The organism is Streptomyces sp. NPDC127098 (assembly GCF_042722465.1).
GTDB classification, from domain to species: domain Bacteria; phylum Actinomycetota; class Actinomycetes; order Streptomycetales; family Streptomycetaceae; genus Streptomyces; species Streptomyces millisiae.
In genome coordinates this window covers 20,142-29,868 of the sequence record NZ_JBHXFJ010000079.1, presented here as the reverse complement: position 1 = coordinate 29,868, position 9,727 = coordinate 20,142, and the positions used below count along the sequence as shown (strand labels likewise).

Annotated in this window: 12 protein-coding genes; 4 read left to right on the top strand and 8 right to left on the bottom strand. The window is 75.2% G+C overall.

The features are described 5' to 3' along the window. On the top strand, positions 1 to 469 hold a 469-nt coding region (locus tag ACFWI8_RS32330), incomplete at its 5' end, for a hypothetical protein (protein WP_387098844.1). Continuing rightward, complete coding sequence (locus ACFWI8_RS32325) at positions 466 to 1,152, top strand: M15 family metallopeptidase (RefSeq protein ID WP_387098842.1); 687 nt, start codon at positions 466 to 468, stop codon at positions 1,150 to 1,152. The genes ACFWI8_RS32330 and ACFWI8_RS32325, both read left to right, overlap by 4 nt. On the opposite strand, the gene aac(3) is transcribed toward ACFWI8_RS32325, so the two are convergent. Next, on the bottom strand, positions 1,092 to 1,952 hold the full coding sequence (gene aac(3), locus ACFWI8_RS32320; RefSeq protein WP_387098840.1) for an aminoglycoside 3-N-acetyltransferase: 861 nt from the start codon (positions 1,950 to 1,952) through the stop codon (positions 1,092 to 1,094). The genes ACFWI8_RS32325 and aac(3) overlap by 61 nt on opposite strands. Further along, complete coding sequence (locus tag ACFWI8_RS32315) at positions 1,888 to 2,820, bottom strand: hypothetical protein (RefSeq protein ID WP_387098838.1); 933 nt, start codon at positions 2,818 to 2,820, stop codon at positions 1,888 to 1,890. Before ACFWI8_RS32315 ends, aac(3) begins: the two co-directional genes overlap by 65 nt. Before the next feature lie 302 nt (positions 2,821 to 3,122). Here ACFWI8_RS32315 and ACFWI8_RS32310 point away from each other — a divergent pair, with 302 nt between their 5' ends. Beyond that, positions 3,123 to 4,352: a sensor histidine kinase gene (locus ACFWI8_RS32310; protein ID WP_387098836.1), complete on the top strand. Its 1,230-nt coding sequence runs from the start codon at positions 3,123 to 3,125 to the stop codon at positions 4,350 to 4,352. Beyond that, positions 4,349 to 5,029 (top strand): response regulator, encoded by a 681-nt coding sequence (locus ACFWI8_RS32305; protein WP_387098834.1) that lies wholly within the window; start codon positions 4,349 to 4,351, stop codon positions 5,027 to 5,029. The genes ACFWI8_RS32310 and ACFWI8_RS32305 overlap by 4 nt, the downstream gene beginning before the upstream one ends. Positions 5,030 to 5,048: 19 nt before the next feature. On the opposite strand, the gene ACFWI8_RS32300 is transcribed toward ACFWI8_RS32305, so the two are convergent. Genes ACFWI8_RS32300 through ACFWI8_RS32275 form a run of 6 tightly spaced genes read right to left on the bottom strand, consistent with a single transcriptional unit; the run spans position 5,049 to position 9,532 of the window. Continuing rightward, on the bottom strand, positions 5,049 to 5,792 hold the full coding sequence (locus ACFWI8_RS32300) for an urease accessory protein UreD (RefSeq protein WP_387098832.1): 744 nt from the start codon (positions 5,790 to 5,792) through the stop codon (positions 5,049 to 5,051). Continuing rightward, complete coding sequence (gene ureG, locus ACFWI8_RS32295) at positions 5,789 to 6,472, bottom strand: urease accessory protein UreG (protein ID WP_387098830.1); 684 nt, start codon at positions 6,470 to 6,472, stop codon at positions 5,789 to 5,791. Before ureG ends, ACFWI8_RS32300 begins: the two co-directional genes overlap by 4 nt. A gap of 33 nt (positions 6,473 to 6,505) precedes the next feature. Continuing rightward, positions 6,506 to 7,171 (bottom strand): urease accessory protein UreF, encoded by a 666-nt coding sequence (locus ACFWI8_RS32290; protein ID WP_387098846.1) that lies wholly within the window; start codon positions 7,169 to 7,171, stop codon positions 6,506 to 6,508. A gap of 10 nt (positions 7,172 to 7,181) precedes the next feature. Next, a complete protein-coding gene (locus ACFWI8_RS32285) occupies positions 7,182 to 8,903 on the bottom strand; it encodes an urease subunit alpha (RefSeq protein WP_387098828.1) in 1,722 nt (573 codons plus the stop codon). Next, complete coding sequence (locus ACFWI8_RS32280; protein ID WP_311602966.1) at positions 8,896 to 9,207, bottom strand: urease subunit beta; 312 nt, start codon at positions 9,205 to 9,207, stop codon at positions 8,896 to 8,898. The genes ACFWI8_RS32285 and ACFWI8_RS32280 overlap by 8 nt, the downstream gene beginning before the upstream one ends. Before the next feature lie 22 nt (positions 9,208 to 9,229). Further along, positions 9,230 to 9,532 (bottom strand): urease subunit gamma, encoded by a 303-nt coding sequence (locus ACFWI8_RS32275; RefSeq protein WP_311602965.1) that lies wholly within the window; start codon positions 9,530 to 9,532, stop codon positions 9,230 to 9,232. Between the last annotated feature and the right edge of the window lie 195 nt (positions 9,533 to 9,727).

The window sequence follows — 9,727 nt, the reverse complement described above, 5'->3', positions numbered from 1 at the left end:
CAGTAACCCGCACGACGGCCGGCCCCCGGAAGGGGGCCGGCCCCGCCGGCACATCCACGCCTACCGCTGGACCGGCGACCGCCGCACCTACGACCAGGAAGGCCCGCGCCGGCCAGAGTCGTCGGTGTTCGCGACGAACGGCTGCACGCCGGTCCTCATCGCCAACTGGCTGCTGAGACCGGCCACCGCCATCACCGCCACGTTCCACGACATCGATGAAGCGTCGGAGTGGTTCCGGTACCAGATGGAACGTGCCGCGCCCGGCTTCGCCAACCCACAGGAACAAGAGCCCGCACGGCTCACCGCCAAGCTGGCGCACGTCGCCGCCACCCTCCACCGGGGAGGTGATGCGCACGCCGCTTGGTATCTCCAAGCAACCGGCTACACCACCCTCGACCTCATCACCTGCTCACTCAACAGGAACAACCCCGGCCTCGCGTGCCCGGCGGCTGGCAGGATCGCCGTATGAACGAGATCGTCCTGATGTCGGACCCCGCCGTCGCCGCCATCCCCGTCGTGGAGTGCGGCGAGCGGCTGGTGGACGTCCGCCGCCGCCCGCTGCTGGTCGACGGCCGCAAGGAGGATCCCGCCGGCGCCTTCGCGCACCTCCGCGCAGGCGTGGTGGAGCGGCTGTCGCACGCCCAGACGCAACTGCCCGCCGGCCTGCGGCTGTTGTTCGTCGAGGGGTACCGGCCGCCCGCGCTCCAACGACGGTATTTCGACGTGTACTCCGGCCGGCTGCGCGCCCAGCACCCCGCCTGGTCCGACGAACAGGTCCGCTCGGCGGCCAGCCGGTACGTGTCGCCGCCGGAGATCGCCCCGCACAGCGCGGGTGCGGCCGTCGACCTCACGCTCGCCGACGCCGAGGGGCGCGAGCTGGACCTGGGGACACGGCTGAACGCCGACCCGGAGGAGAGCGACGGCGCCTGTTTCACCGACGCCGCCAACATCAGTGACCAGGCCCGCGCCAACCGGGCGACGCTCGGCGCCGCGCTCGCCGCCGCCGGGCTCGTCAACTACCCGACGGAGTGGTGGCACTGGTCCTTCGGCGACCGCTACTGGGCCCTGGTCACCGGGAAACGCGCCGCCCGCTACGGCCCGGTCGAGCCCAGCTTCTCCTCGATCCAGGCGACGCCGAAGTCGACGGCCTGATCGGCCTCGAACAGGTAGCTGTCGGCGGCGCCGACCCGCCCCTGCCGGCCGATGCCGGCGGCGAGCATGTCCCGCACGATGACCTCGAACGGGTCCTCGCCCTCCGGCACCACGGCCGAGTAGTCGAAGGCGCCGTTCTCCGAGTCGATGTCGTGGAAGCGTCGCCAGACCCGCCCGCCGTCCTCCTCAAGCACCGGCTGTTCGTAGTCCACGAACCGCTTGCCCGGCGCCTGGGCGAGCGCCTCCGCGTGGTGCAGCAGCGTCATGGTGTCCAGCGGCGCGCCGAGCATCAGCACCCGGCCGCCGCGATCCACCAGGCGCGCCAGCGGACTTCCGGGACCGTGCGGGTCGTCCCAGGGGTGGTCGGCCACCAGTTCCTCCGCCGCCGCGCCCAACGCGGCGAAGCTGACATCCGGGTGCCGGCTGCGCACCGCGCCAGGCCAACGGCGCAACGCCTCGGGGAGCCGGCCGTTGTCGTGCGCCGCCTCGCTCACCACGGGATCGTACGCGGGGTGTTCGGCACGCAGCGCGTCCTGCCACTCGGCAGGCCAGTCGACGAAGTCGTACGGCGGCGCGTCGTTCCAGCCGCTGTACACCAGCAACGTGCCGTCCTCGCCCACCACGTCACGCAACGCGCCGATGACGGTCGCCGAACCGCCCGCCACATAGCCGAGCGCCGACATCCGGGTGTGGAACATCACCACGTCACCGGCGCAGAGGCCGAGCGCGTCCAGGTCACTGCTGATCCGGCTCCGGGTCACCGGGCCGCCCGAGACGGCCAGCAGGCTCGTTTCGTCCATGATCGGTGAACTCGTCGCGACGCAAGCCGGTTCCCCTGGTCAGGACCCGCAGCAGCGACACCCCCGCCACGACCGCCACCGCGTGGAGCGCGGCGGCGACGGCCGGATGCTCGGGTGGCACCGCGTCGGCGGGTTCGGCGAGCGCGACATAGCCGGTGAGCGGCAGCTTCCAGCCGCTCCACGCGAACAGCGAGCCCGACCCCAACCAGCCGAGCGCCACCAGCGGCAGTCGGCGCGGCGGCCGCGCCCAGACGGCGGCCGTCGCGGTGAGCGCCCAGAGGCCGCCGAGCAGGGTCAACATCCGCCAGTCCGCGTCGCGTTGGTCCGGGTGCGCGAGGCCGACCGTGCCGCCGGCCGCCCAGTACAGCCAGCAGACGCCGGGCAACGCGCCGGCCGCCAGCACCCACCGGCGGGCCGGCGCGCCGAGCCGGCCGGTGCGGAGGTGCGGCCAGCGGCGGCGCACGTACCCGGGGAGCGCGAGGGCGAGACCGAGGCCCGTGGTCACGAAGGCGGCCTGGATCAGCGCGCCCTCCCACGCCGGCATGTCCCCGGAGTCGTCATCACCGGCCACCGTGGTGACGAGGGCGAACGGCAGCACCGACACCAGGAAGCCGGCACCCACCCAGGCGGCCAGGGCCAGCGGCGGCGCCGGGATCCGCATGCCCCAGGGCCGCACCAGGGCGAGCGCCAGCACGATCCCGACGGCCGCCATGACGATGGTGACGCCGTTGAGCACCACCCATTCCGCCACCGAGGCGTCGCTTCCGGTGGGCAGCACCCCGGCCAACGCCCCCACCACCCAGGAGACCTTGATCAGCAGATACGGCGTCATCGCCAGCGCCGCGCCGTATCCACCGGCCCGGCTCATCCGCTCCCACCACACCACGCCCGTGCCCCTCGCTCCCGCCGTGTCCCTCAACGCTAGGAAGCCGCCGCGACACGGTCGTCCCTCGCCGGGCGGATCCGTCTCCCCCGCCCGGGGGAGGCGGTTCCGCACGGGGCAGGAGGCGCACGGGCCGCGCCGGGCGGCAGCGTGGGCGCGTGACCACCGCGTCTCCCGCCCTCCGGTGAGGGCCCCGGCGCCGTGCTGCTGCTGGTCTACGCTGGCCAGGTGACATCGGGGGTGCTGGTTCCCGCCATCGGCGTTCGCCCGTCCGGGGCTCGGACGCCATGCTGAACGGCCGCGTGCTGGCCCGCCGTTGGGCGCACCTGCTGCTCGGCGGGGCGCTGCTGATGCCGTTCTTCCTTCTCACCTCGGTGGTCGTCGGACTCGCGGCGCCCGACACCGACGTCACCGTCCACCTCGGCTGGCAGCTCGTCGCCTACGGCCTGGCGCTGCCGCTGGTCGCGGTCGCCGGCCTGCTCCGCCAGGTCCGCCCGCTCGAGGTGGCCGCGGTCCGTGCCCTCGTGGCCGTCCCGGGTTCCGCGCTCGCGGACGGGCCTGCCGGCTCGCACGACGCGCGGCGCCGGGCGGCCGGATGGTTCCTGGCGCACACCGCGCTCGGCGGGCTGGTGAGCGGGGCCTCGCTGGCGCTGCCGCCGGCTGCCGTGTTCCTGGTGGCGATGCCGTTCGTCGGCCCGCTGCGCCGCAGCCGCTGGGCCGACCAGTTCCCGGCGCTGCCCGACCACCCGTGGCTGGGGCCGCCGCTGGGGTTCGCCGTGCTCGCCACGCTGCTGGCGGCCGTGGCCGGGGCCGGCGCGCTGCTGGCCCGGCTGGCGCCGGCGCTGCTCGGCCCGACCCCGGCGGACCGGCTGGCCGCCGCGGAGCGCCGGGCCGCCGACCTGGCCGTCCGCAACCGGCTGGCGCGCGAGCTGCACGACTCCGTCGGCCACGCGCTCAGCACCGTCACCCTCCAGGCGGGCGCCGCGCGCACGGTCCTGGCGGCGGACCCGGACTTCGCCCGCGAGGCCCTGGTGGCCATCGAGGAGACCGCGCGGCGGGCCGTCGCCGAGCTGGACACGGTGCTCGGGCTGCTCCGCGACGAGGAACCGGGCAGCCGGACGCCCGCACCCACTCTGGACGGGGACCTCGACGGGCTGCTCGACCGGGTCCGGGCGGCCGGGGTCGCCGTCCACCTGGCCGCCGACCCGCAACCCGGCGCCCTGCCGCCGGTCGTCTCCCGGGAGGCGTACCGGATCGTGCAGGAGGGCCTGTCGAACGCCGCCCGACACGCGGGCCGGGTGCCGGTGCGGCTGTGCCTGGCCCACACCGACGAGGAGCTGACGATCACCGTGGAGAACCCCGTGCCGGCCGCCGCCGCCCGCCGGAGCGGCGGCGGCCGTGGCCTGCCCGGCATCGCCGAACGGGCCACGCTGCTGGGCGGCGGGGCCTCGTGGGAGGCGGCCGGCGGAACGTGGCGGCTGGTGGCCACCCTGCCGCTGGCGGGCGGTCCCCGGTGAGCGGCGGCCGGCCGCTCACGGTCGTGCTGGCCGACGACGAGCGGCTGGTCAGGACGGCGCTGCGGGCGATCCTGTCGGCCGAGCCTGACCTGGAGGTCGTCGGTGAGGCGGCCACCGGGGCGGAGGCGGTCTCGGTCGTCCGCCGGCTGCGCCCCGACGTGGTGCTGATGGACGTCCGGATGCCGGAGGTGGACGGCATCCGCGCCACCGAGCGGCTGCTCGGCGCCATGGATCCAGCGCCCCGGATCGTCGTGGTGACGACGTTCGAGAACGACGCGTACGTCTACGACGCGCTGCGGGCGGGCGCCAGCGGCTTCCTGCTGAAGCGCGCGGCGGCCGAGGAACTCGTCCAGGCGGTGCGGCTCGTCGCCCGCGGCGAGTCGCTGCTGTTTCCGGCGGCGGTGCGGGCGCTGGCCGCGCGCCACTCCCCGACGCACCGGCCAGGACCCGCGCCCGGCCGCCGGCTCACGGAGCGCGAGGCGCAGGTCCTGCGGCTCGTGGCGGAGGGGCTGACGAACGCGGAGATCGCGAACCGGCTGGCCGTCGGCGCCCAGACGGTCAAGACACATGTGGCGGCGGTGCTGGCCAAGCTCGGCGCCCGGGACCGCACGCAGGCGGTGATCACGGCCTACGAGCACGGCTTCGTGGTCCCGGGGCGGCGGGAGCCCTCCGGTTGATCGGGCCCGCCGCGGTTGATCAGGCCCCCAGGTGGGCGGCGCCTTCGGCGAGCAGGCGGCCGAGGGCGAGCGCGTCCGGGGCCACGGCCGTGACCAGGGCCGCCGGGCCGGCCAACGGGGTGAGGACGGCCGTGTCGGCGAGCACCCGCGCCTCGGCCGGCTTCTCCTCGAACGCCGGGTCGACGACGAGGAGTTGGCCGACCGCACGGTGGCCGTCGAGCACCGCGCCGCCATCCCAGCCCGGGGTCCCCGGGCCGAAGGCGAGTTCCTGGTCGAGCAGCGGCCGGTCGGCGAGGCGCACGACCAGCCGGGAGACCAGCCGGCCCGGCTCCTCCCCCGCCCGGCCCAGGACCAGTTGCTCGCGCAGCACGAGCCGGGCGCCGGCCGCGAGAGCCACCCGCGTCGTCGTCCGCAGGTCGCTGCCGGCCGCCGCGATCAGCGGCTCCGGGAGCCACCGCAGCTCGCCGCCCTCCCCCACTGTCAGCGTCACGTCGTAGTCGGCCGGCTCGCCGCCGCGGCCCGGCAGGGCGACGGTGGCGGCGGCCGAGGTGATCCGCAGGGCCGCGCCCGGCGCGGCCTCGGCCGTCAGCCGCAGCCGGTCGCCGCCCAGCGGGCCGCTCATCGCGCCGACGACCGTGACCTGCGTGTACGGGCCGGCCGCGCGGGTACGCCGCAGTGCCAGCGGCCCCTCGCCGCGCAGCAGCGGCAGCGAGCCGTCCGCCGTGGCCGTGACCCGGGCGTGGGCGGTGACGCCGGCGCTCACGCCGCCGCCGGCGCCCAGGCGGCGAGCCGCCCCAGTACCCAGTCGGCGACCGGCCGGACGCCGTCCGTCTCCCGCAGCGAGGTGAAGGCGACCGGCAGTTCGCCGCGCTGCGCCTTCGCGTCGCGGGCCATCGCCGCCAGGTCGGAGCCGACGTACGGCGCGAGGTCGGTCTTGTTGATCACCAGGAGGTCGGCGGTGGTGACGCCGGGCCCGCCCTTGCGTGGGATGTCGTCGCCGCCGGCCACGTCGATGACGAAGATCTGGGCGTCCACCAGGCCGGTGGAGAAGGTGGCCGTCAGGTTGTCGCCGCCGGACTCGACCAGCACCAGGTCCAGCGGCCCGGTCCGCTCCTCGAGATCCTCCACGGCCTCCAGGTTGGCGGAGATGTCGTCCCTGATCGCGGTGTGCGGGCAGGCGCCGGTCTCCACGGCCACGATCCGCTCGGCGGGCAGCACGGCGGCGCGCAGCAGGAAGTCGGCGTCCTCGCGGGTGTAGATGTCGTTGGTGACCACGCCGATCGCCAGCCGGTCGCTGAGCGCGCGGCAGAGCGCGGCGACGGTGGCGGTCTTGCCCGAGCCGACCGGACCGCCGAGGCCGACGCGCAGGGCGCGGCTGCCCGGCTCGACGGGCGGCTGGTACGTGTGTCGGTGCGGGAAGGTCTCGGGGTGGTCGAGGTGCACGGTGCGATCTCCTACGAGGCGACTACGGGGCAGCTACGAGGCGAAGAGGCGGACGGGCCAGGCGGCGTGCGCCTCGGCCCCGATGTCGAGCAGTGGGGCGGAGGCGGACGGCAGCGCGTCGGGGTCGCCGAGCGCGGCGGCCTCGGTGGCGCGGCGGGCCACGGCGTCGACCTCCGCGCTGAGCCGGGCCAGCACGGCGGTGGCGGCGAACGGATCCAGCGACAGCAGCCGGACGGCCGCGCCGGACGGCCCGCTGACCGCGTCGTAGGCGGCGGCCCTGGCCGCGTCGGCGGGGGCGAGTCCCGCGGCGCGGGCGGCGAGGCCGAGGACCACCGGCTGGTGCAGCCCGCCCCGGAACGCGGCGGCGAGCGCGTCGAGCTCCGGTGACGGCCAGGTGGCGCGGGCGGCCCGCATCAGCTGGCGGCCGAGCTTGCGGGCAGTGGCGCGCAGCGCCGGCGACGGGGTGCGGGCGTCGGCGGCGGCGTCGAGCTCGGCCGAGTCCTGGCCGCCGCAGGCCGCGGCGGCCAGCGCCGCGGCGACCAGTCCCGTGGTGTGCAGCCGGCCCCGGCAGAACTCCTCCAACGAGGCGGGCCCGGTGATCCGCCCGGCGCGCACGGCGGCCTCCGCGCCGCCCGAGTGGGCGTGCGCCCCGGCCGGGAACCTGCCGTCCGCGAGCAACAGCAGCGCGGCGCTCATCAGCGGCGGCCCATCAGAACAGGAAGTACCGCTGGGCGAGCGGCAACTCCGTGGCCGGCTCGGGGACGACCGGCTCGCCGTCGATGGCGACGGTGAAGGTGTCGGGGTCCACGGTGACCGCCGGCCGCGCGTCGTTGAGCCGCATGTCCGCCTTGGTGGTGTGCCGGGTGTCGCCGATCGGGACGAACCGCTTGGCGAGTCCGAGACGCTCGTCGAGGCCGCCGTCCAGCGCCAGCTGGGTGACGAAGTTGACCGAGCCGGCCGCGGCCGCCCGGCCGAGCGCGCCGAACATCGGCCGCGGCAGCACGGGCTGCGGGGTGGGGATGGAGGCGTTGGCGTCGCCCATCTGCGCGTAGGCGATCTGGCCGCCCTTGATCACCAGCAGCGGCTTGACCCCGAAGAACGCCGGCTCCCACAGCACCAGGTCGGCCAGCTTGCCCGGCTCGACGGAGCCGATCTCGTGGTCGAGGCCCTGGGCCACCGCCGGGTTGATGGTGTATTTGGCGACATAGCGACGGACCCGCAAGTTGTCGGCCGCGCCGTCCGCCGGCAGGGCGCCGCGCCGTCGCTTCATCACGTGCGCGGTCTGCCAGGTGCGGGTGATCACCTCGCCGACCCGGCCCATCGCCTGCGCGTCGGAGGAGATGATCGAGATGGCGCCCAGGTCGTGCAGGATGTCCTCGGCCGCGATCGTCGAGGGCCTGATCCGCGACTCGGCGAACGCCAGGTCCTCGGGCACCGCCGGGTTGAGGTGGTGGCAGACCATCAGCATGTCGAGGTGCTCGTCGACCGTGTTGACGGTGTGCGGCCGGGTCGGGTTGGTGGAGCTCGGCAACACGTTGGGCTCGGAGACCACCGTGATGATGTCGGGCGCGTGCCCGCCGCCCGCGCCCTCGGTGTGGTACGCGTGGATCGTCCGGCCGGCGATCGCGGCCAGGGTGTCGGCGACGAAGCCGGACTCGTTGAGAGTGTCGGTGTGGATGGCCAGCTGCGCGCCGGTCTCGTCGCAGACCCTCAGGCAGGCGTCGATCACGGCCGGGGTGGCGCCCCAGTCCTCGTGGATCTTGAAGCCGAGCGCGCCGCCCCGCAGCTGCGCCAGCATCGCCTCGCGCGAGACGGTGTTGCCCTTGCCGAGCAGCCCGAAGTTGATCGGCGCGCCGTCCATCGCCTCCAGCATCCTGGCCAGGTGCCAGGAGCCCGGGGTGACGGTGGTCGCCTTGGAGCCCTCGGCCGGGCCCGTGCCGCCGCCGATCAGCGTGGTGACGCCGGAGGCCAGGGCCGTGTCGACGATGGTCGGCGAGATCAGGTGCACGTGCGCGTCGATGCCGCCGGCGGTGAGGATGCGGCCGTTGCCCGCGATGATCTCGGTCTCGGGGCCGATCACCAGCTCGGGGTGGACCCCGTCCATGGTGTCGGGGTTGCCGGCCTTGCCGAGCGCGGTGATCCGGCCGTCCCTGATGCCGACGTCCGCCTTCACGATCCCCGTGTGGTCGACCACGACGACGCCGGTGATCACGGTGTCGGGGGTGCCGTCGGCGCGGCTGGCCCGGGACTGGCCCATGGACTCGCGGATCACCTTGCCGCCGCCGAAGACCGCCTCCTCGCCGGCCCGGCCCGGGCCGCCCGCGAGGTCCTCCTCGATCTCGATCAGCAGGTCGGTGTCCGCGAGCCGCACCCGGTCCCCGGTGGTGGGCCCGTACAGGTCCGCGTAACGCTGCCGGCTCAGCTCAGCCATCGAGGCCACCGCCCGTCTCGCCGCGCAGCCCCGGCACGACCCGCCGGCCGGCCAGCGGCACAAGATCGACCTCCACCGGGATGCCGGGCTCGAAGCGGACGGCCGTGCCGGCCGCGATCCCGAGCCGCCTGCCGCGGGCGGCGGCCCGGTCGAAGTCGAGCCCCGGGTTGGCCTCGGCGAAGTGGTAGTGGGAGCCGACCTGGATCGGCCGGTCGGCGACGTTGCGCACGACGAGCCGGACGGCCGGGGCCCCCTCGTTGAGGGTGACCGTCCCCTCGGCGAACAGGATCTCTCCGGGAATCACGCTGTCCTCCACTCCTTCCAGGTCAGGCGATGGGCTCGTGGACGGTGACGAGCTTGGTCCCGTCCGGGAAGGTGGCCTCGACCTGCACGTCGTGGATCATCTCCGGCACGCCCTCCATCACGTCGGCGCGGGAGAGGATCCTGCGCCCCGACTCCATGAGCTCGGCGACCGTGCGGCCGTCCCTCGCGCCCTCCAGCACGTGGACGGTGATCAACGCGACCGCCTCCGGGTGGTTGAGCAGCAGCCCGCGGGCCCGGCGCCTGGCGGCCACGTCCGCGGCCACGTGGATCAGCAGTCGCTCCTGCTCGTGCGGGGTCAGCTGCACGCCGGCCGCCCTTCTCTCTGGTGATGGCAGGGTGTGGAGGTTAGTTCGATCCGGTTACGGTGGCGTTACCCTGCCCCGTGACCTCCGCAGTATCCCGTCGCGCGCACCGCGCTCCGGTGTGACCGGCGTCAAAGAAGTGGCCGCGATCAGCGGCGACGGTGCAGGGTAGACGGTGCGGGGTAGGAGAGCGGGACG